Raw genomic sequence first — 22,044 nt, forward strand, 5'->3', positions numbered from 1 at the left:
ATCGATCACCAACGAATGAGATCGTTGAACTCTGGATGTTGAGTGGCATACCGAGCCATGAACTCGCACCTAGGCCGAATTTTCTCATTGGTTGCCCGAAGGCTGGCGAAAATCGCGTCCGCCAGCCGGGTGGCATAGCCTTGGCCGGCGTACTCGAAGGGCACCTCGGTGTGGACCAGAACAATAACGCCGTCTTCCTCGCGGTAGTAGGCTGCCGCGACCGCCTCTTCATTGATTGGCAGCTCGAAGCGGCTCAGAGTTAGGTTCTTCGTGATATCGTATAGCATTGGGATCATTCCTTCTTGTGCGCCGTAAGGTCGGCGGGCTCCCCCCGACCGTCAACGCAAACCATCGTTTGGCTGGTCGTCCCGATGTATTGCCTACAGACTTCCATTCGATAATGCCGCGAAGTCGGGCAAGGCTCAATGGAAGGAATATCCTAGGACCTTGGGCAATGTTCTCAAAGTCACGTCGCGGCAGATAATTCGCGAATAGAAATGTCTGGATCATATTACGGCGCTTGTGTCGTCTGCTCCGATTAACGTTTGCGACGTCAGCGCCCAAACGTTCGTTTGGATTGTCGGGGAGCTTGAAGTGGTTAGGGATAATCGGGCGCCTGTTCTGCCACTGCAAATCCGAGCAACCGGATACTGGAATAGAGCGCCATCGATATCAGCGCGGCGGTGTACTGAGTTGGTGCTTAAGAGACCAACGAAAGGCACAGAGGCAACATGGAACAACAGCATCACGTGCAATTCAAAATCGGCACCCTGAATATCAGATCACTTGTCGGTCTCTCCGGCGTGTTCATCGGTGCCATTACGGCCGGGTTAAACAGCAGGTCAGGCTCTCTCGGCCTCGCAGATATGCGTGGTGGATTGGGTTTCGGCCTCGACGAATTTTCTTGGGTCAACACAAGCTACGCGGCGGGCGAGTTGGCCGTCATGCCGTTCGCATCTTGGTTTGCCGTCACCTTCACAATGCGGCGCTACCACCTTGTTATGATTTCAATGGCTTCCGTCCTCGCCATCCTGACCCCGCTGACTACCAACATAAACACGCTATGTCTTATGAGATTTCTTCATGGCGTTGCTGCGGGCGGGCTTATTCCGTTGCTCATGTCTGCAGCGCTAAGGATCCTCCCTTTGAACCTGCGCTTGCATGGCCTTGCTCTTTACGCGATGACTGCAACATTTGTACCGAACATCTCGGTTTGGCTTGTAGGGATCTGGACGGACGTTCTTGTAGATTGGCGGTGGATTTACTGGCAATTCCTGATCTTCGCGCCGTTCTCGGTCATGATGGTATGGTGGGGGTTCCCAAGGGAACATATCCAGTGGTCGAGGTTCTCAGGAATAAATCTCAAGGGATTGGCGACAGGCGCGCCGGGGTTGATCGCAGTCGCCATCGCGATAGACCAGGGCAACCGGCTGGACTGGTTCAATTCGCCGGTGATCTGCTGGGCGCTGACGTTCGGGATTGTCTCGACGCTGCTTTATGCATTGACGGAATGGCACCACCCGACGCCGTTTGTAAAGCTCCAGCTCTTAGGGCGTCGTAACCTTGGAATCCTGTTCTCCGCCTTCGTTTTCTTGTTGATCGTGTTCGCCTCGGGGGCAGTTGTTCCGACCAATTTTCTGTCTCTTGTGTGGGGCTATCGTTCTGCGGACAATGCGCCAATTGCACTCCTGATAGGCCTTCCCCAGGTCCTTCTCGGGTCTCTCGTCGCGGCACTGATCTATCAAAAATGGGTGGATGCCCGGTTCGTTCTGGCAACGGGCCTATGCTTCATAGCGGTTGCGTGTTTCTGGGGCGCGCAACTAGATAGCAGCTGGATATGGCGGGAGTTCCTGACGCTTCAATTGGTGCAGGCAATCGGGCAACCGCTGGCGGTTGTCCCCCTGTTGTTTCTAACGACAAGTGTCGTCCATCCAAGTGAGGGGCCCTATATTTCTGGTTGCGTTAATACGTTGCGTGCCCTCGGCTCACTTATGGGAGGGGCGGCGGTCGGTCGGCTGCTCGAACTCAGGGAGCGGTTTCACTCAGAGATCCTGGTGGATCGTCTTGGGGCAGTCGATGCCGTGGTTCCTCAAAACTACACCCCATCCGAACTCGTGGCGCTAATTGCACCGCAGGTCGCGACGCTGGCAACCGCAGACATTTACCGCGTTCTCGGATGCCTCGCCCTCATCCTGGTCCCGGTCGTATTGCTGGCTCAATACATCCCCCCTCCCACGTATGCTGAAGAAAATCACAACAAACCTTAACTGGACACGTCTTATGAAAAATTACACCTCTTACGGGGTCGGCGGCACCGCCGCCATTGTTCTTGCCTTTGCCTACGCTCATTTCAACAAACCTGAATCAGAGGCTGACAGGCAATGGACAAATGATGCATATGTGCAGGCGGACTATACTAATGTGTCTTCGCGAGTATCAGGGGTTATATCCGATGTGCTCGTTGAAGACGATCAGTGGGTGAAGGAGGGCGACGTTCTCGCCATTCTTGATCAGAGGGATTATAAAGTTGAAGCCGATCAGGCCGAGGCGGTGGTTGGTGTGGCTGAGGCGGCGGTGAACTCTACGCAAGCTCAAATTTTACGCCAAAGTGCGCTAATCGCGCAGGCACGTGCTACGGTTGACGCCGATAGAGCTGCACTCGCGCTCGCCAGCTCGGTAGCAGTTCGACAGCGACAACTCGCGAAAAATGGATCGTCTACGATTCAGGCACTCGAACAGGCAGAGTCATCGCTTTCGGCGGCAACGGCTGTAGAAGCAAGTCATGTCGCTGCTTTCGATGCTGCCACCAGTCAGTTGTCAATTCTACATAGTGACTTGAAGGGTGCAGAGGCAGCATTGAGTAAGGCGAATGCTGCGCGAGACGAGGCAGAGCTGAAATTGTCATACACCACAATCAAGGCCCCGATCTCAGGCATGATTGGCCAAAAGGCGTTACGGAAGGGTGCGTTCGTTGCGACGGGCACCACGCTCGTTTCCGTCGTCCCCCTCGATGAGATCTATATTCGTGCCAATTATCGGGAAACGCAGCTTGCAAATGTCAAGTCGGGACAACGCGTCACGATTGAAGTCGACGCCGTTCCAGGAGTGAAGCTGAATGGGGCCGTTAAAAGCATCGGTGCTGCGAGCGGGCTAAGTTTCGCACCGATAGCACCACTCAACGCCACAGGGAATTTTACGAAGATCGTCCAACGGCTGCCAGTGCGGATCAAGCTGGAGCCGGGCCAACCCTTCCTAGAGCGTTTGCGGGTGGGTATGTCCGTTGCGCCGGAAATCATCACTGATTAAGTCAACAGGATGGGTTAGCCTCCAAATTGACAACGCTGTTCTATGCCTTCCCCGGCTACGTGAAGTGGTTAGCGATAGCAGCTGTGATTGGCGCGCGCAGTCTGGGGAGATTTGACCGGCAGGAGATCTTCGATTTGGGCGATGTTGTCGCGCTGCGGCAACTCATTGATCACGAGCTAAGCCAAGTATGCGGCTCCGCGCCCCTAGGTGCGGCATGTCAGTATCAAACTATAGATCCTGACGCCAGCCTTTTCTCAATCAGCGGTATTCTCAGCAGGCTCGATGGACTTCACGGTGGTGCTGAAGAAGGCGGAAATCGCCATATCCAGGGATGGCAAGGGTGCGTGGCGGGACAACGTCTTCGTCGAACGGCTCTGGCGGTCGATCAAATACGGGGCTGTCTACCTACACGCCTACAAGACCGTGTTCGAGGCTCGCGTCAGCATTGGTCGATATCTGACCTTTTACAATAGCCGACGCCCACATTCATCCCTTGACCGGCATACGCCGGATCAGGCCTACTTCAACGCGCCGGCACCAATGATGGTGGCGGCATAATCGAGGCGGGAATCCACTTAGCAAAACGCCCGAAACTGGTCAGACAAACCGAGCCACCTCTTTTCCGACATCCCGCTGCTGTCGATAAAGGGTGTGAGGCAGATAATATCGAGCCCTCTCCTGAGCGCGATAAAGACCAATTAACTGTTTTTTCGCTGCGACGCATTACTGCTTTTTACGTTTTCGTGCAGACGGTGTCTGCGAACACGTCTTTGCTGCGCTCTCTAGTAAAAAGCAGAAATCTTCGTGGTCAAAGCGATCGGCCTTGTTCATCAGTGATATAAGCGGGTCGTCAATCAAATCCCGTAATGAAAGTTCAATTAGGAATATTCGGCGCCTTCCACGTGTGATCGGTTTCCTCGGAGCTTCTTGGTTCTTCATCGATTGTCGGTGCCTTTTGATTTTTACCTACCTGAGGCCCCTTTTGGTCTGGTGGGGCGTCAGCGGCTCTTGAATTTCGGTCAGGCAACTGTCGCACTGGGGCAAGGGGAAGTGGAATTGCCGGGCTACAGGCGCGCCTATTGTCGGGCACGACTGTTATGGATGTGTTAGGCTAACCTGGTAGACATTTGCACCCTGCGTTACATAAGGGTTAAATCATGGGGTGCACTCTTGTCTGGCAGCAGGCGTTTTGATCTTCTTTGTCCAGGCTATCGCGACTGGTCGTCACCATCGAATGGTGGCTTGAAGACAGTCACCCTAATCTGTGTTGAAACAGATACCATTTAAGCGGCTCGTCAACCCGAATACCGCTTCCTAGTCGTTCTTTCACACCGCTTGCTAGAAGCCCACAAACGTCGTCGAAGTGCGTGTGAGTGAGTACAATGTCGGTCACAGAGTGGAAATCAACGCCTGCGGCCTCAAGGCGGGACACAAACTGGCCGGCGCGAGAAAAATCCGGGTACTCTTCTCCCAGGCCACTGTCCACGAGGATCGTCTGATTGCCGCTTCGAACCACCACGGCGTTTAGCGCCCAATCAAACGCCTTGTGATCCAAGAAGCATTCGTCAAGCCATGCATTGCGTGTTACCGGATCGGCATTTGTTGCTATTGACTCGGCGGGCGGCGTCAAAATTCCATCGCTTATGATGATGGCCTCAATGCCAGCAACCTTCACTACATAGCGAGAGAGGACAATATCATGGACGGCACTAGGGGGGTCGGTCAGATTTAGATTCACTGTTCGCTCCATTTATGTTCGGATAGGTGGCTTTTCCAGGTGAGGAGGGGTGCCGCTTTACACGGGTTTCTGTTGCCCGGGGGCCAACTGTTATTTGTAGCCCTTGCGTGGCGGGGATCGAGCTAAACATGAGTATGGGTAGGAGAGCGGCAGACTCGCCTTGGGTGAGACGGGAGAAAAGTCATTACGATCAAAGCCATACTGACCATCGTAACGGGCAGATTATGGGTCCCGACTTTTTTCGCGATCTGGCAGCGTCGCGTATATAGCTTCTGCGATCGATGCCGTCGCCCATGGAATCGTCGGTTGGAGGTCAGCCATGCCTTCACAAGCCAACGGAGGCTTCGGCAGAACCAGGTGGGCCCTAATAGGTTGCTCCCCATGAGCCCATGGAGAGCAGCCGCAATGATGTGGGCAGACCACGACGCGGCCCGGTTGGGCTCATTTGCTAAAGCAGGGCCTCTGCTTCCATTGCAGCCTTCACCGACGGCCTCCTCGTCAGCATTTCGCGAAACTCCATGAGGTGCGCAGGGACAGCAAGCGAATAACGCTCCCCCCATAACAACATCACAAACAGATAAAAATCGGCAACCGTTGGCTTATCTCCAAACAGGAATTGACCCTTGAAGCTATTGGAGAGAAACGCGAATTTCGGAGAAAGACTCGCCTTCGCACGGGTTCTTTCTTCGATACTCCGGTGAGACCAAAGAGATTCGAAACCTTGATGCAGTTCTGTTGAAATGAAGGCCAGAGCTTCAAGAAGTCGAGTCCTCCCGAGTTCACCCGTCAGGCCCAGGTTTGGGTATCTTGAGGCGATCCAATCTAGGATAGCAACGTTCTCGCTGAGTTTATCGCCGCTGTTCAATACAAGTGCAGGTACGTAACCCTTAGGGTTAATCTGTCTGTAGTCGTTGCCTGACGCTGTGATTTTAGTTGCGAGATCCACCTGCTCGATTTCGAAATCGGCACCAGCTTCTCTGAGTGCTATATGATCCGACAGACTGCAGGCGCCAGGGTAATAGTAGAGCTTCATAGAACTTTCCTGTTCGATTTTGTGGCCTGGATGTTTTATGTACGCCCAGGTGGCGGTTGGATATTGGGGATTAAGTCGGCGGCCGACCGGCACGCTAAGCGGCTGGGCAGCTTGCTCGCTCAGGGGGGCACATATTGACAGCAGAATTTTCCGATCGGTGTTTCTTCCCGAGAATTTGCCGCGGGTAGTGACGCCCGTCTGGAAACAGGCTCATTTGCCCGGCGACCTCCGATCACCTGCGCTCGTCGCTGAGATCGGATCAGATGCGGGAAACGAATCTTCAAGTCCCTCTTCAAGTTCATCCGCGACTGCATGCTCTGTTTGCTCTGCACGCTCTCTTTCTATGGATTCGACTGCAGGCGATTTCTCGGCGGGGTCTGTCATGCTGTAATCCTCGTTTTTGAGCATCTTTGTTCGGCCCGCAGCGTTGGCTGTGACCGGTACGCTAAACTGGAAAACTACCAGCGACCGACGAAGACCTCTTCCCAAACCTTGGTTTGGATTACGACGACTTCCAGGCAACGTTAGAACTGAATACCGCCATCACCAACGACAGACAGGCCGTTGCGGGGTAATTTGTACTTGATCAGTAACCGCCTCGTGGTCTGAGAAATCTCATCCCAGAGCAGCGACGGTGGCGCGCAACTCAACAGAGGAGTATCTCATGTCCCTGCAGACAAATGTTCCCGCAGATAACACGTTCCACAAGGGCAAGCCCGGCAAGAGTGAGCTGGTTCCGTCACGCTATGCTGTAAAAATCGGCGACATTGACGTGATGGTCATTAGTGATGGCGTTTTGCCGCTGCCTGCACAGATGTTGGGCCACAATGCGGATCCCGCGGTCCGCGCTAACTGGATGGCGAGCCAGTTCTTGCCAGCCGATGCATTCGACTGGCCACTTAACGCCGTCATCGTACGCAGTGGCGATCAGATTATTCTCCTTGATGCGGGTCTGGGTCTCGACCCCGATCTTAATCTTCCGCGAGCAGGCCAGTTGCTTAAGCGTTTGGGGGCGGCGGATATCGACCTGTCGTCTGTAACTGATCTCGTTCTCACGCATCTGCATATGGACCACATCGGTGGTCTTGTGGTCGAGGGCATTAAGGAAAAGCTTCGCCCTGACCTGCGCATCCACGTCGCCAGAGCGGAAGCAAAATTCTGGGAATCGCCTGATTTTACGCGCACGAAAATGCCGGAAGGTTTTCCCGATGCTCTGCGCGCCACGGCCAAGAAGTTCCTGGCCGAGTACGGCGATCACCTTCAACTCTTCGATGATGAACAGCAGGTTGCGCCGGGCGTTGTTGCGCGTCGCACTGGCGGACACACGCCAGGTCATTCTGTCATCCGTATTGCATCTGGCGGCGACGCGTTGACCTTCGCTGGTGACGCAATCTTCGCTGTGGGATTTGAGCGTCCAGATTGGTTCAATGGTTTCGAGCACGACCCCGAGGAAGCTGCCCGGGTCAGAGTAGAGCTTCTCAAAGAATTATCAGCGAGTGGTGAGTTGCTGGTGGCAACGCATTTGCCGTTTCCTTCCGTCGGTCGTGTTGCGGTTGACGGTGGAGCGTTTCGTTGGGTTCCTGTTGTCTGGGACTATTGAGGAACCAGGCAAGGTAAAACATGCGCCTGATGAGGTTTGCCGTTTCGCGGGATCGATAATTCCGAACCATGGAGTTGTCAGCAAGTCGTGGCCGGACGTTTCGACGTTCGGCTACCAATTCTTCGGAATCCAAGTGAGGCTTCCAAGGCGAATTTTGGGGTCGTTATCATGTTCGGTCACCTTATGTCCCCGAATGGTCCATCGGCAGTGTGAAGACGAATGTGGCTCCGTGAGGTTCATTTTTCTCCGCCCATAGTTCGCCACCATGGGACGTGACGATAGACCGACAAATTGCCAATCCCATACCCATTCCGTGCTCTTTCGTCGTAAAGAAGGGCTCAAAGATTTTGGCGGAGTCGCCTATTCCGGCGCCGGTATCACTAATGGTGGTGTGAACAGTTTGACCATTCTGCCGAACGCGAACGGTCAAAATACGCTCACTGTCGCTGGTCGCGACAGACTCGATACCGTTCCTCATGAGATTGATGAAGACCTGCTGCATCTGGACGCGGTCAACGTTAAGCGTAGGAATATCCTCCCCCAGCTCGACCTCCAGCTTCACGCGGTGGCGCTGGAGATTTCCGGAAAGGAGTTCTCGCGCTTCTCCAATGACCGCCGGCAAGTCGGTAGGGCCTCTCGCTTCCGGCGATTGAGCAAACAGCCCACGGATTCGGCGAACAATGTCTGTCGCAGACCTCCCGCTACGGACAATGCGTTCCAGGGCCTGTAAAGCCCGGTCGACATTGGGGGGATCCGTCGCAAGCCAAAGCTGGCATGCTTCCGAACTGGAAAGCAATGCCGCCAAAGGTTGAGCCACCTCGTGAGCGATCGATGCGGAGAGTTCTGCGAGATTTGCTGCCTGGCTGGAACGAGCAAGATTTTCCTGGGCTACGCGCAGTTCTTCCTGGGCCAAGACTTGATCATTGACGTCAAGCGAAACAGCGTACCATTCGATAATCGCGCCCTTTGTATCGCGTATCGGCTCCGCACGGCTATCCATCCACCGATACGTGCCGTCGAAGCGGCGAACGCGCCATCTGATCGCCACGCGTTCATGTGTTGTCATGGCCTGCCTGAGCGACGCGCTTAGTCTCGCCAGATCATCTGGATGAATGGCACCCCTCACAATTTCAAGCACCGCAAGCGGGTTTTCGGCGAATTCGTCTCCCAGAGCGAAGAAATCAAAAGTCGCCTTGCTGATAAATGTCGGCCGCCCGTCACCATCCAGCCGCATAATATGGACTGGCACCATGTTTACAAGTTGCGAAAGCTCCTGTTCGCGCAAACGCAACGCTGCTTCGGTTTGTTTATAGACGGTTATGTCGATGGACATACCGTACCAGCCGGTTATGCGTCCTTCCTGGTCTCGGGTTGGCCTCATTGCGACGCGATGCCAGCCATACTCGCCGGTCGAAACACGCCTGAGCCGATATTCGTTATTCCAATGGTTTCCAGTTGTCAGGCTTTGCCGGAGGGAATGTGCGACGCGCTCATACTCGTCCGGGTGAAACATTTCTTTCCAGCCAAGATCGCCGCCTTCAAGAAAGTCACGTTCTGTAAGGCGTTCATTCATTTGCTCAAGCGTTTGACCGACGGTTGTCTGCGCGTTCGGCGTTGCATAGGTAAAACGCCCTGATGTGTCCATCGACCAGCCTGTCCCGAACAAGGTTTCAAGGACCAAGGCGATCCTGGCAGCTTCAGCGGTTTCGCCCACCGAATTGGCAATGGACCATGGCAGATGTTGCGCGGAGATCTTTGCCGGCGTATCGCCTGCGATTTCGTATCCAGGTTCAGCTCTGAATTCACCCCAACCGTAGCTGCCATCTGGCTGTAGCTGCCGGTAGCGCACGATCTGGGGAAAACCGCTCCAAAAAGCGCGCGATGATGCCTGACTTACGACATCTCTGTCTTCGGGATGCACGGTTTTGAGGAATTTTTCGTTCAGTGCCTGTGGGCCGATCCTATTTCGCTTGGGAGCTATGTCATGATCTTCAGACTCCCTCGTCGGGGTTCTGCTCATGAGAAACAAGCAGATGCAAAGTGCGGCGGAAAACAAGGAGATCCAAGACGCGATCTCGTGATGCCACCAAGCCGGAATTGTCGATGCGATCAAGATTCCACCGGCAAGTGCCGAGGCCCAGAAAGTCATGACAATCAGGAGTGAGCGTCGTGTCGCGTGGCATGCGAGCGCGACGACGGGCACAAGAAGCAGGGCCTGACTGGCCGTCAGCCAATACAGGACTGCGCTACCAAGGCAGGCTGCGGCCACGAGGAAACGGCGCGCGTGATGGTTTTCGATTGTCTTCGTCATTCTTTCCGATCACCTTGGGATGAAGTCAAGTATCGGTTGTCACATCCGCAGTTCATTTTCTGAAATCCAGTGTTGGCTACGATCTAGGACACCAGAGCCGACCAGTGATCACCGTGTGTCCACCCTCGGCAGAATGAATGTGAGTAGAAGGACGCCGCCAATCAAAACCATAGATCCGATGATCGGAAGGTCAGGTGAAACGTGATAGAGCGTCGTCCCCAGCACTGGCCCAAGCGCTGACCCCAAGCCTCGCGCTGCCATGTTCAATCCTCCGATTTTGCCTTGGCTGCCTCGCCCTCCTAAAAGGCTGATTGCTCCAAGAATTGCGGGTGCCAAAAATCCCACGGCGAAGCCGATAACGGTCATAGCTGCCGACATCTCTCCTATGTCTTTTGCGGATAAAAGTAAAAGGAGTCCGGCAAAGATGCCGATGCTGCCCAGACGAAGCATAACCGTCGGGTTCCAGTTTCGTCTAATAGCGATAATGACTTGAGCCGCACAAACCGCGATGACTCCAAGCGTTAGCACCAGCCCCGTCTGAGAGGCTGCGGCACCGCTCTCGAACGCGAACTTGTCCATCAGCCTCAGGGCGAAAATCGGTGGGACAGTCGTGTAACAGGTAAAGCCGACGAAGGTTAAAACGAGGAAAGGCCAGACTTTTGCAAGGGGAACGAGCGATTCTTCGCGTGAAATTTCATGGCGGGGACTGGTCTGCGGCATACAGGCGGCGACACCTATCAATGCGAGGATTCCGAATGCAGCAATCGTTGTGAAGCCTGAAACCAAACCAAACCTGCCCGTAAGCCACAGCAGCGCAGAACCAGTCAGCGTGCCAAAACTGACAACCGCGCTGAGAATGCCCATACCGCTGACCCGCCGGGCGGGCACAGTAAAATCAGCCATGGCCGCCTGTGCAACAGGGATCAGGGCAGCGCCAAAAGCGGCCTGAACAAGCCTTGCAACTCCCAATGAGAGACCGATTGCGGTAGTTTGTAAAACCATCCATTCCCCAACAATCGCAGCCATCGCAGCAGGCCCGAATGTTATCATTGGGACTGCTAGGAGAAGAAGCGCACGTCTGCTCCAGACTTCCGAGATATAGCCCCACACCGGCGCGCAGAGAACGCCGATCAATGCGCCGCTTCCAAGGATGAGGCCAATCTCGACCTCGCCCAGCCCAAGTTGTCTCCCCGCTACAGACAGCCCGCCGGTCATGAAGCCGTTGGCAGACGTATAAACGATAACGCTGAACAAAGTGGCAGCTATTTCAAGAAAAGGACGGGTGCGTATCGCGTTCAATTCACTGATGTCCCCGATCATCTTTTTCAAACCACCTCGATTGGTTGGCTTCGCAAGTTGCCATAAGAGAAGGCTGATGGCGCAGAATTTTATGATCGTCCCTATCACTCGATGACGAGGACAAGGTGTACCGCTCCCCGCGAAGGATGAAAACCGACCATTTTCCGTTCCCAAATTAGTACGATTGGAACGCTTCATCCAAGCTCAAATCCGCGGCGAGAAGTGATTCCCTGTTCAGGCAGCTGCAATTGCGCTGCGATCAACCAGCTGAATTTCGAGGGCTTGCCGTTTGGCACCTGTTGAGAGCGGCGTGCTAGCCAAACCATGGTTCTATATGAGTTGATGATGATTTCGGGCTTTGTGGCTAAGTGGTCTTATCATGGAGTTTGCAATGCGGCTTGGTTTTTTGGCCTCCCTCATCGTCGGAGTGGGGGTGTTTGGTTTTGGAATGTCGACGACGTCGGTTGCGCGGGAATTGATCGTTGACCTCAAGGGGGAGGAGGCGTCGTCAATCGTAGACGGAAAGCTGGATGTTGCCGGCGTAAACTACCACTATCTTTTGGCACATGGTGGCCAACGGACGGTGGTGTTGCTCCACGGGTGGGGGACGACGTCGTACATGTGGCGGTATGTCATGCCGGACTTGGCAGCGAAGGGATACACAGTGATCGCGGCCGACCTTCGAGGGCTTGGTGACACCGCCAAACCGGTAGATGGCTATGAAAAAGCGCACATTGCCGAAGACATCCGGAAGCTCGTTACCCGCTTGGGGCTCGGTCCCTCGGTCAATCTCGTAGGACATGACATGGGCGGTATGGTCGCTTATGCTTATGCCGCCCAGCACCCTGACGAGGTCGAGACGCTGTCCATTCTGGATGTGCCTCTCCCCGGCATAGAACCTTGGGAGGAGATCATTCAGGGACCTCGGACGTGGCACTTCCGCTTCCATGCAGTTCGTGATGTTCCTGAAATGCTTATATCCGGTCGGGAGCTGGAATATTTGAAGTGGTTTCATAACGTCGAAGGCGTCAACACCAATGCTTTTAACAACGAGGCAGACGAGATCTACGGCCGCTCCTATGCGCAACCGGGTGCTCTTAGAGCAGGTTTCGAATATTATCGTGCCTTTCCAAAGGATGTCGAAACGAACCGGCTATTTGCCGGACGAAAACTCCGTATGCCGGTTTTAGCGATGAGTGGGAGTGGTGGTATGGGAGCAATGTATGAAGGCCATATCCGCAACGTGGCGGACAATGTCCGAGGCATCGTCGTTGAGGGCGCCGGCCACTGGGTTCCGGAGGAAAAACCTCAGGCGGTCACAAAAGCACTGATGGAATTTCTTCCTTCACCCTAATGACACGACCAAGACAATGGCTGGAAGCCGGGCTTTTCGTCCGGTTTCGTTCTTGGGGTCCGCGGAGGCAGGTGTGGCGCCAAGCGTTTCAATAGTGTGCCGGCGTATGAAATTCAACATCTCCTTTCGGCCCATGCGGATGATCAGGATCGAAGAAGTGTGTGGTTTTGTCTGCTCGATCTGGAAAGATATTCGCATCAACACCGCAGATTGCGGCGTGCAGCCCCCCAACAGTTCCGCATGAATTTCGAAGCGTGCTCATGATTGTCACTTCGTTAGAGAGGGGAAGGCCGAGCAAGGCTCGGCCGGTTTTTTTTTATGCTGCAATCAGTTCATCGGCAGGGCCAAAAAACTCATAGTGAATCCGGTCACCTGAAACCCCGGCCCGCAGCAGTCCATTCACCAGCGACCTCAGGAAAGGCTTGGGTCCACAGAGATAGAAGTCCGATGTGTGGAGCGAGGTGTTTTTCCGCAACCAGTCGATATTGATGTATCCGTCATGGTCGTGGGATAAACCGGTTGCGTCCGATCCTGACGGCTCGCTGTAGAAAGTCGAGACGGCGATGCGGCCATGTGTCGACGCAAGTGAACGAACATGGCGATCCATAGCATGGGTCTTGCTGTTGAGTGCGCCATGAACGAAATGCGCATTCAGTTCCGGATAGTCCTTTGCGATTGCTTCCAGCATGCTGACCATGGGTGTAAGGCCAACGCCACCCGACAGCAGCACGACCGGTCGTGTTGGCTCATCTGGCAGGAAGAAGTCGCCAGCCGGAGGCGTCACTTCGAGAACCGTACCAACCTGCGCGTCATCATGCAGATATCTTGAACCACCGTCCCCATTCGCTTCGCGCTTCACTGATATCCGGTAGAACTCGTCGTTGGGCCCACAGGAGATCGAGTAGTTGCGCTTTACCTGATCGCCATTCACCGGCAGTTTGAAGGTCAGGTACTGGCCGGGGCGGTGCCTGATAACGTTGCCGCCGTCCGTTGGGTGTAGAATGAAGGACGTGACAACCTCACTTACAGGCAGCTTCTCGGAAATTATGAATTCACGCCAGCCATTCCAGCCACCGCTCTGGCTTTCGATGGTATCTCGCAGGTTGGCTTCACGACCCTTGAGGATGTCGGCAAGGAACCAATAGGCTTCACCCCAGGCATCGAGAATTTCCGGTGCCGCAGCTTCGCCGAGAACATCGCTGATCGCCGCCAACAGTGCTGTCGCAACATAAGGGTAATGTTCCGGAAGAATGTGATAACCGATATGTTTATGGGTGATCCGCTCGACAACCGGTGTCAGAACCGCGAGATTTTCGATGTTTTGCGCGTATCCGAGGATCGCAGTTGCAAGCGCGTGAACCTGCGAGCCACCTTCGCCCTGGTTGGCGTGGTTAAACAGGTTCTTGATATGCTCGTCTTCAAACAGCCTGGCATACATGCGCTTGGTGATTTCGTTGCCATGTGCGGCCAAGGCTGGAATACTGGCTTTCACCAGTTCGATTGTCTGAGGAGAAAGCTGACGGGACATTCTGTTTCCTTTCTGGTTATGCGTTGAGGAAGGGAGGCCGGTCGTAGAACTCTATCTTGAGTTTGACCGGGCCTGTGAGGGCGAGGTGGTGCACTGAGACGGGTGGGATGACTGCCGGTCTTCCGGGCTCGATCAGTTTCGAGATGTCCACTTCGTGATACTGGATGCTGCCTTGCTCGACCCGGATAAGTCCCCACGATCCCGCTTTCAGCGAATGATCTCGAAGCAATGCGGCAGGCAACGACACTTCATCAAAAGACGCGGTGGTCTTGTAGGGAACTGGCCTGGTGAGCGGGGCAGCCTCGTTCCTGGTCGATGTGGTTGATGCTCCAAACAGAGCGAACGAGAACCTAGATGCGATACGAACGGCCTTGGCCTGCATCTCATACGCGATTTCTGGCGCGAGAAGATAGGTCGTCGTTTGTCTCCACAACTCCAGCCAACGATCAAACATGTCAGGACGGATGAGGTGGGAGTGGATGACATGCATTGAGAGCGGATTGCCCTTGTAGCGACCGCTTGTCAGCGTCAGCGACGACCAGAAATCCGTCAGTCTCACCATGTGCTCGTCCCAGTCCTGCACCACCGAAAAAGGGACAGAAAGGACCGGATCAGTTCGGACTTTCGCGTAAAACGTCTGCAGGACTTCGTTGATTTCAGCTTCTGTCAAACCGCTGGCCATGACTAACCTCAAAATATGCATCTAAAATGCATCTATTCTGGATTGCGAAAACATGCTAACAAAATGCATGTTATCGGCTTAGTCATTTTGACGCAGGCATCACCCATGAGACTGACACGCTACACTGACTACGCCATCCGCGTACTGATTTACCTTGGTTCCCGGGACACGGGACTGGGCTCCATCCGCGACGTTTCAAAAACGTTCGACATATCACAAAACCATCTGATGAAAGTCGTTCAGGACTTGGCAGCCAACGGATTTGTTGAAGCGGTGCGTGGAAGAAACGGTGGCATCCGCCTTGCCCGTCCAGCAAGCGAGATCAACCTTGGGCACGTCCTGAGGCACACCGAGGGGCTTGACGATCTTCTGGAGTGCTCAAGGTGCATGATCGCACCAGCATGTGGGGTGCCCCCCGTTCTGTCAGAGGCTATCGCAGCATTCGTCAGCGTGTTTGATAAATACACGGTAGCTGACCTTGTCCGGAACAAACAGCAGTTGCGTATGATGCTTGCGGTCGCTTAGCTGGATGAGGCGCACAATGAACGTGCGCCTCATCCGAGGATTACCAATCACGGAAACGGCTTGGTCAGTTCAGTTTCAGCCGTATCGACGACAAATACGGCCAGAATCTTGGCTGGCCGGGTGTCGCTGGCATTTGCACTCACCTGGTGACGATCACCAGGTTTTTCGATCCAATTTTCACCGGTCTTGAAGACCCTTTCCCTGCCGTCATTGATCTTGCTTTTCACCTCGCCTTCGATAACCGTGGCGTAGATAAATGCGCTTTTGGCATGAATATGGGAGGGGTTGTATCCGCCGGGCCCGTATTCGACGAGAACTCCACGCATACTCTTCCCCGGCACATTTGGAATCTGTCTGTCAAAAACGGTCGTTATCTTGGCATTGTGCGCTTTTTGCGCGCCAAATGCAGGCATGACCCAAATGCTGGCAAGTACTCCAGCGATTATAATGGCCCTTGACATGGTTTCTCTCTCCAATCTTAGCCAATAGCGGCTCGGCCTAAGTTATTGGTCGCCGAAGGAAATGGTGAGATATACGATGGTTTGGCGGTGGGGCAGGCAAATCGATCAATCACCCGCCCCTATGGGCAGGGGAAACCAATGTATAATTCCCGGCCAATCAGTAATCACGTACCGTTTGTTTGTCGCTATCGCAATTCCTCTCTGCGAGGCTGACGAACTCTTTGGTGAGACCCCAACACCAAGGATTGCGGCTATCAGGCCGCACAAGGACCGTCTTTCCGCCGAAGACGGTCCTTTTTTAATAGAGCGTCATGGTTCGACGCCAGTTCTTAAAGATCAGGGTGCCTGGACGCTGGGTCTAGGTCACTCCGCTTGCTCAGAGGAGGTTTTATTGTCTGCATCAAAAACATCCGGACGCTCAACCGACGTGGTTTTGAGTTTTGCACGATCCAACCACGGTCCCGAAGACGCAGTGAGCGAGGTGTCAGAGGGGGATTCTTGTCGTCTCCACTCGCAGCGACCTGGTGATGATGAAAGCTTGATAAAAATGATGCGGGCAATCACAACCGGCATACAGCGGCTATTTGACATGATGCCGCGGTCAATACGTCTTTTCCCTGTTGGAACTGAACGACACCGACAACGAGTGCGCATTGACCCGCAAATCAGCCTGTACGCGCCGGTTTCATCGTCGGAATTCGCATTCATGTGTGGTATCTAGTGGCGCTACAGGTCCTATCCTTGTCGTTAGCCAGTTTCATTTTTCTGGCGGGCGGAGCTATATCGCTATTGTTGATTGCACAGCGCCGGCTGGGTTCCTGCCAAAGTCAGTTGAACGAATTTAGGCAATTGGTCGATTTTCTCCCGGTTCACATCTTTCGCGCCACCCCAACCGGAGAGCCTGTCTACTTTAATAAGGAGCTACTGGACTTCTTCGGTCTCGTTGACATATCCGAGCTTGATCGCGCGAATCACACACGGCTCCCCACCGTCCTCAATTCATTGGTACATCCCGAAGATGCGGTGCAGTTCAAGGAGAGCCTGGACGGTCTCGCTCGGGGTCAGCCCGGCTTGATGAGGTATCGTTTGCGTCGCGCAGATGGCGTTTACCGCTGGTTTGAAGTGCGCGCAGAGCCTTCACGCGACAAAAAGGGTGAGATCAAGCAGTGGTGCGGCGTGCTCTACGATATAGAGGAACAAAAACACAGCGAGGACACCCTGAAAGAGCGAGAGCGTTCGGTCTGGCAACTGGTAGAATCGTTGCCGGCGATGATTGATTGCGCCGGAGCAGACGGCGAGCCAATTTTTCGCGGTCAGCAGCTTAGAGAGTTTCTTGGTTACGAGCTGGAGGACCTGGATGATGGCGATGCATCCAGACTGAATGCGACACTTGATGCAGGCGTTCATGCCGACGACGTGGCGGGGGTTAAAGAGCAATATGCATTTTCCCTCAGGACCGGAAAGCCATATGCGCGTCGCCATCGACTTCGCCGGTTCGACGGAGAGTACCGATGGGTCGAGACACGGGCCAAGCCGATGAGGGACAGCGAAGGGAAAATCGTTCAGTGGAACGTGATTTGTCTCGACATCGACGGGGAGGTGAAGGCGCAGGAAAACTTAAGACTCGCTCAGGACGCTCTGGCGCGAGCCAGTCAGGCCGCAAGCCTGGCAGAGCTATCTGCTTCAATTGCCCACGAGGTGAACCAACCGCTATCCTCCGTCATCAATTTCACGAATGCTTGTCTCACATGGCTTCAGGCCGATCCACCTAACTTGGTCCGTGCCAAAAGGTCTGCCGAGCGAATTATTCACAGCGCGAATTCTGCCACCCAGGTTGTAAGGCGCATTCGCGCACTGTTCCAACAATCAATCGAGGTTCGCGACGCCACAACTGTTGATGAAGTTATCGCCGAAGTTCGCGACTTCGTCTCGGCCGAAGCGCTACGTCGCGGCGCGACTTTAGAAATTGATGTCGAAAATGATCTCCAACTCGTGCCTTTTGACCGCATCCAGATTCAACAGGTATTGATGAACCTAGTCCGCAACGGCCTCGACGCGATGTCGAAGGTCCATTCAGACCGTCGCCTGAAAATCAGGGTTTTCCGAAAAGACATGGAAGTCTTGACTGAGGTTAGTGATCGTGGGAGCGGCGTACAGTTTCCCGCTCGTATCTTCGAGCCGTTTTTTACCACGAAGGCAAAAGGCATGGGAATGGGACTTGCGATATCGCGGTCGATTATCGAGGCCCATGGTGGACGGCTGTGGATCGAGGAAACCGGTGCACAGGGTTCCATCTTCATCTTCTCCTTGCCGGTCGCACGAATATAGCGGAATGCATCGCAGGTTAGTCCGGCATCGTGATTTGCGTTACTCGTCAGCGATCGGCTCCAACGGCAGCTCAGTTACATGTGCGTGCGTCTGTATCGAGTAGTGCGAGGGGGGCTCGTCCGGTCCAGTTTGCGGAAGCGGTAGAACGACCGTATAGCTTGCTGGCGTTCAAGCAGCATGGCCTACTGTGGTAGCAAAAATCGACTGGTAGGACCATGACGAGATCAAGGCTAACCACGGCCGCAGGTGCGCCGGTACGCGATAATCACGACCTAAGAACAGGAGCGAGGCCTGGTGTCCAATGCGGTCCACAGGTACCGGGGAGTCCCGGCGCCTGTGCGTTCGCGGCACAATTGTCACTGCGCCGCGCAGATCCAGATTTTGGAGATCGACCGGAAAATGGCCTCAAGGTCGAGAAAGGTCCTTGCGGAGGATGCGTCTGCGCGCGCGATGGCAATTGTAACGCTTCCGCAACATTGCATCCGCGGATTCGATAACAAGATGGGTGATTGGTTAGGGACGGCTCTGCGCGGGCAAGGACCCGCGCGCGGCTTCTTGAGAGTATGCCATGCGTTGTCGGTTGGGCACTAGTTTTGATAAGGAGCGAAATTTTGCTGCCGACTGACATTGCACTGCCAAAGATGCGCACGTCCGATGATTTCCTATCGGTCTGTCGCGAATTGCTTCAGTCGTTGGCGGGGCTCGCCCTCATCATCTGCGTTGCGGGGTGCTCAACGCAGATGGCAGATGTCGTCGAGCAATCCGGGTCTACCTCTACTGGGCTGGGGGCCGATCACTTTACTCAGCCTCAACCGAAAGCTGGAATATCGAGCCTGCTCTATGTGACCGATCGGGCGCCAATCACGAAAGCCGATGGCGCCTTATCGTATGGTTCCGAGCGGGCCATGTTCTTGAGTTTCGGTTCAGTGTCCATCCAGCGAAAGAGCGTTCCCTCTGCATGGCGTGTCGGCTCGGTGTCCGAGATCGGGCGTTTTCCGACCGCACCCTATGTATTGGAGGCGACTGCAAATGGGTTGCGACGTACGCCGATGGCTATCAAGGCACATGAGCAGGCTGCCGCGGCCCTCCGCGCGGAAATTTCGAGTCGTCTTGGGCAAGCCCGCCGCAAAGAGGTAGTAGTCTTCATTCACGGATACAGCAGCAGGTTTGAAAATGCTGCACTCGCAACGGATGAGATTTGCAGGTCGCTGCGGAACGAGTTTGTTTGTGTTATCCTCACATGGCCTGCTGGCGGCTCTGGAGGTTCCTTCTTCGGTTACAACATTGACCGGGAGTCAAGTGAATTTGCTGTTGCAGACTTCAAAAAGGCCATTCGTATCATCGCCGGGACCGAGGGGTTAGAGCGGCTTCATCTGCTTGCTCACAGCCGGGGAACGGATGTGCTCGCCACCGTAATCCAGCAGCTCGCAATCGAGGCCTACGTGAGTCGTTCATCACTCTGGAAACGTTACAAGATTGCGAATGCCGTGTTTTTTGCTCCTGACATCGATCTCGATGTTGCTTCGTCCAAGTTGTTCGCGTGGGTTTCCGATCCCGACCTTGCCTTCGGTCCAACACCAAGCCCAAGTGTGTTGCCGGCTCAAGGAGCGATGCATCTCACGGTTTATTCCTCTCGCAGCGACGAGGCACTAAAAGCATCGACGCTGCTTTTCGGGAGCGCATTACGATTGGGACAACTGGCCATTGGGCACCTTCCCCGGAACAAAAACGAAGTGGTCTCCAAGTGGACGGGCTCCCATATGGGCGGGCTGGTCGATTTCATAGAGTTCTCGGGTCACGGGGACCTGATTGGCCACAGCTATTTCTTATCAAATCAGAAAGTGAGGGCTGATTTGGTCGCGCTTATTCGCGGTCAGGTCAAAGCGGGTGATCCCCGTCGCCAACTCATCGAGATAATGCGGCCGTTCTGGCAGATCTCCGATGTTGAGCGGAGCACACGCTAACGGGGCGCTCCACCGAGCTCCACGCGCTCGGAAGACGTAACGCAGCAACACATCGGCACGTCCATGGTCACATTCATCAGTCCGAGGAACAAGGGGCGGATGTCGTCATTACCGGTAAACGTCAGGAGGCGCTCGATGAGGCCGTACGAGAGCTAGGGGCCGGGGCAACTGGTTTTTGTGGAGATGTTGCCGATATTGAATTCCATGGCCGGTTGGCGGAGGAAATCAAACAACGCTTTGGCGCAATCGACATCTATATGGCGAATGCGGGCATTATCAATCTTGCCGAATTTCACGCCGTGAGCCCGCAGGAATACGACCGGCACTTCGCTGTGAATAGTCGGGCTGTCTTTTTTGGCGTGCAGGCGATGGCGCCCCTGATCCGTGATGGTGGCAACATTATCGTCACCAGCTCGCTTGCCGCTACCAAGGTTTTGCCGCAGCACGCTGTATATGCTGGATCAAAGGCGGCGCTCGCCGCTTTTGCACGAAACTGGGCAGTCGATTTCAAGGAGCGTCGGATAAGGGTGAACGTTCTGAGCCCTGGGCCGGTGGAGACAGCGATGCTCGGAAAACTGGGCGTCAGCGAAGCGGATCGCCCGGCGCTGGAGGAGCATATGTCGAATATCATTCCAGCTGGGCGATTTGGACGGCTGCTAGAGCTTGCACAGGCGGCATTGCTTCTCGCATCTAACGATTTCATAAATGGAGTGGAATTACACGTGGATGGAGGAATGTCATTGATTTGACATTTCCGCGTTCATTCTCCTACGGCCCCGTGTACCGTATGTGTCGGGGCCGACGCCATGTTTCATTGCGATCCTTTCATCTACGACCATCGGCCCAGGTTGCCCGGATAGGCAAACCTGTGTTTGGGTTGTCCTTGCGGGTCCAGTGATCGAGTGTGAACTGCGGCTTCATCATGAGGACGTACTCGCTTCGTCGTGGAAATCCTGATGAAAATTGGCGAGTGTCTCTTACAACATTAAATGGATGCCTGATGCGTCAATTGATCACCCTTGCAGCATGGTTACTTTATGCTGCGTCATTCACTCCTGCGATCGCCGAAACGGCGAAGCCGACGATTGTCCTGGTTCACGGGGCATTCGCAGATGCGTCGAGCTGGAACGGAGTTGCCTCGCGTTTAGAACATAGCGGATATACCGTAAGGGCGATTGCCAATCCACTTCGTGGTGTCAGGACGGACGGAGACTATTTGGAACGAATTTTAAAAGGCATTAGCGGCCCGGTCGTTCTTGTCGGGCACTCATATGGAGGCCTGGTTATCAGTGAGGCAGGTTCTCATATTCGCACTGTCAAAGCCTTGGTTTTCGTAGCTGCCTTTGCACCTAGGGTGGGGGAGTCGGCCGCTGATTTGACCGGAAAGAACCCGGGTAGTACGCTTGCCGCAGCACTCGCCGATCCCGTTGTTCTCACCGATGGCACGAAAGACCTTTACATCCGGCAGAGCAAGTTCCCACAACAATTTGCTGCCGATGTGCCCTTGGGGGCTGCCAAAGTCATGGCGGCGACGCAAAGGCCTGTTGCTGATGCAGCGCTCGCAGAGCCAGCTGGCAATGCGAGCTGGCAGAGCATTCCGTCGTGGTTCGTCTATGGTGACGCAGACAGGAACATTCCAGCTGCCACGCTCCAGTGGATGGCTGAACGAGCACACTCGAGAGGTACAGTCGCTATCAAAGGGGCGTCTCACGTTGTGATGGTGTCGCATCCCGCAGAAGTCACACACCTGATTGAGGAAGCCGCAACCGCAATTCAATGAAGGGAGCCGCCGCTGGATATGCTCAGCATTACCAGCGGCGGCACCTTGCTTTCTCGGACAGGAATGCCCGATGCAGACCTAAACCTTTGTATGGGTTTTGTTGCAGTTTCGCTGTGTTAGCGTTTCCCGTGACCG

At 54.6% G+C, this 22,044-nt stretch carries 17 protein-coding genes and 2 pseudogenes; 10 read left to right on the forward strand and 9 right to left on the reverse strand.

The window, feature by feature from the left end; all coding sequences use genetic code 11:
• Window positions 1–5 precede the first annotated feature (5 nt).
• Window positions 6–287, reverse strand: a complete 282-nt coding sequence (locus QSK43_RS09215; RefSeq protein ID WP_332303212.1) for a GNAT family N-acetyltransferase — start codon at window positions 285–287, stop codon at window positions 6–8.
• A gap of 444 nt (window positions 288–731) precedes the next feature.
• Between QSK43_RS09215 and QSK43_RS09220 the strand changes: the two genes are divergently transcribed.
• The 3 genes and pseudogenes from QSK43_RS09220 to QSK43_RS09230 all read left to right on the forward strand — a co-directional run.
• On the forward strand, window positions 732–2,267 hold the full coding sequence (locus QSK43_RS09220; RefSeq protein ID WP_332303213.1) for an MFS transporter: 1,536 nt from the start codon (window positions 732–734) through the stop codon (window positions 2,265–2,267).
• Window positions 2,268–2,280: 13 nt separating this feature from the next.
• Window positions 2,281–3,306, forward strand: coding sequence for an HlyD family secretion protein (locus tag QSK43_RS09225; RefSeq protein WP_332303214.1), 1,026 nt, complete (start codon window positions 2,281–2,283; stop codon window positions 3,304–3,306).
• A gap of 279 nt (window positions 3,307–3,585) precedes the next feature.
• Window positions 3,586–3,864: pseudogene (locus QSK43_RS09230) on the forward strand (integrase core domain-containing protein); the annotation flags it as partial.
• 694 nt (window positions 3,865–4,558) lie between these two features.
• Here QSK43_RS09230 and QSK43_RS09235 read toward each other — a convergent pair.
• From QSK43_RS09235 to QSK43_RS09245, 3 genes are all read right to left on the reverse strand, one after another.
• Window positions 4,559–5,044 (reverse strand): MBL fold metallo-hydrolase, encoded by a 486-nt coding sequence (locus QSK43_RS09235; RefSeq protein ID WP_332303215.1) that lies wholly within the window; start codon window positions 5,042–5,044, stop codon window positions 4,559–4,561.
• A gap of 448 nt (window positions 5,045–5,492) precedes the next feature.
• Window positions 5,493–6,077: a glutathione S-transferase N-terminal domain-containing protein gene (locus QSK43_RS09240; protein ID WP_332303216.1), complete on the reverse strand. Its 585-nt coding sequence runs from the start codon at window positions 6,075–6,077 to the stop codon at window positions 5,493–5,495.
• A gap of 210 nt (window positions 6,078–6,287) precedes the next feature.
• A complete protein-coding gene (locus tag QSK43_RS09245) occupies window positions 6,288–6,461 on the reverse strand; it encodes a hypothetical protein (RefSeq protein ID WP_332303321.1) in 174 nt (57 codons plus the stop codon).
• A gap of 280 nt (window positions 6,462–6,741) precedes the next feature.
• Between QSK43_RS09245 and QSK43_RS09250 the strand changes: the two genes are divergently transcribed.
• Entirely contained in the window at window positions 6,742–7,677 is a 936-nt protein-coding gene (locus tag QSK43_RS09250; RefSeq protein ID WP_332303217.1) for an MBL fold metallo-hydrolase, read from the forward strand.
• A gap of 181 nt (window positions 7,678–7,858) precedes the next feature.
• On the opposite strand, the gene QSK43_RS09255 is transcribed toward QSK43_RS09250, so the two are convergent.
• Together QSK43_RS09255 and QSK43_RS09260 are read right to left on the reverse strand one after the other, a co-directional pair.
• A complete protein-coding gene (locus tag QSK43_RS09255) occupies window positions 7,859–9,988 on the reverse strand; it encodes a PAS domain-containing sensor histidine kinase (protein ID WP_332303218.1) in 2,130 nt (709 codons plus the stop codon).
• A 108-nt stretch (window positions 9,989–10,096) separates the two neighbouring features.
• Window positions 10,097–11,485 carry an MFS transporter gene (locus QSK43_RS09260; protein ID WP_332303219.1) on the reverse strand — a complete coding sequence of 463 codons (1,389 nt, stop codon included), beginning with the start codon at window positions 11,483–11,485 and terminating at the stop codon, window positions 10,097–10,099.
• Window positions 11,486–11,678: 193 nt separating this feature from the next.
• Between QSK43_RS09260 and QSK43_RS09265 the strand changes: the two genes are divergently transcribed.
• Window positions 11,679–12,641, forward strand: coding sequence for an alpha/beta fold hydrolase (locus QSK43_RS09265; RefSeq protein ID WP_332303220.1), 963 nt, complete (start codon window positions 11,679–11,681; stop codon window positions 12,639–12,641).
• A gap of 316 nt (window positions 12,642–12,957) precedes the next feature.
• Here the strand turns inward: QSK43_RS09265 and hmpA are convergent, their stop codons facing one another.
• A complete protein-coding gene (gene hmpA / locus QSK43_RS09270) occupies window positions 12,958–14,169 on the reverse strand; it encodes an NO-inducible flavohemoprotein (RefSeq protein WP_332303221.1) in 1,212 nt (403 codons plus the stop codon).
• 16 nt (window positions 14,170–14,185) lie between these two features.
• Window positions 14,186–14,851, reverse strand: a complete 666-nt coding sequence (locus QSK43_RS09275; protein ID WP_332303222.1) for a DUF1971 domain-containing protein — start codon at window positions 14,849–14,851, stop codon at window positions 14,186–14,188.
• A gap of 105 nt (window positions 14,852–14,956) precedes the next feature.
• Here QSK43_RS09275 and QSK43_RS09280 point away from each other — a divergent pair, with 105 nt between their 5' ends.
• Window positions 14,957–15,376, forward strand: coding sequence for an Rrf2 family transcriptional regulator (locus QSK43_RS09280; RefSeq protein WP_332303223.1), 420 nt, complete (start codon window positions 14,957–14,959; stop codon window positions 15,374–15,376).
• A gap of 47 nt (window positions 15,377–15,423) precedes the next feature.
• On the opposite strand, the gene QSK43_RS09285 is transcribed toward QSK43_RS09280, so the two are convergent.
• Window positions 15,424–15,837, reverse strand: coding sequence for a cupin domain-containing protein (locus tag QSK43_RS09285; RefSeq protein ID WP_332303224.1), 414 nt, complete (start codon window positions 15,835–15,837; stop codon window positions 15,424–15,426).
• A 789-nt stretch (window positions 15,838–16,626) separates the two neighbouring features.
• On the opposite strand from QSK43_RS09285, the gene QSK43_RS09290 reads away from it, so the two are divergent.
• The 4 genes and pseudogenes from QSK43_RS09290 to QSK43_RS09305 all read left to right on the forward strand — a co-directional run bounded on the left by QSK43_RS09290 (window position 16,627) and on the right by QSK43_RS09305 (window position 21,909).
• Window positions 16,627–18,165: a PAS domain-containing sensor histidine kinase gene (locus QSK43_RS09290; RefSeq protein WP_332303225.1), complete on the forward strand. Its 1,539-nt coding sequence runs from the start codon at window positions 16,627–16,629 to the stop codon at window positions 18,163–18,165.
• A gap of 641 nt (window positions 18,166–18,806) precedes the next feature.
• Window positions 18,807–20,129, forward strand: coding sequence for an alpha/beta hydrolase (locus QSK43_RS09295; RefSeq protein ID WP_332303318.1), 1,323 nt, complete (start codon window positions 18,807–18,809; stop codon window positions 20,127–20,129).
• A gap of 86 nt (window positions 20,130–20,215) precedes the next feature.
• Window positions 20,216–20,878: pseudogene (locus QSK43_RS09300) on the forward strand (SDR family NAD(P)-dependent oxidoreductase); the annotation flags it as partial.
• Window positions 20,879–21,129: 251 nt separating this feature from the next.
• The gene (locus tag QSK43_RS09305; RefSeq protein ID WP_332303226.1) at window positions 21,130–21,909 is read left to right on the forward strand and encodes an alpha/beta fold hydrolase; all 780 of its coding nucleotides are present in this window, start codon (window positions 21,130–21,132) and stop codon (window positions 21,907–21,909) included.
• The last annotated feature ends 135 nt before the right edge of the window (window positions 21,910–22,044 follow it).

Origin of the sequence: Rhizobium sp. GR12 (assembly GCF_036596185.1) — a bacterium.
Taxonomy (GTDB): domain Bacteria; phylum Pseudomonadota; class Alphaproteobacteria; order Rhizobiales; family Rhizobiaceae; genus Agrobacterium; species Agrobacterium nepotum.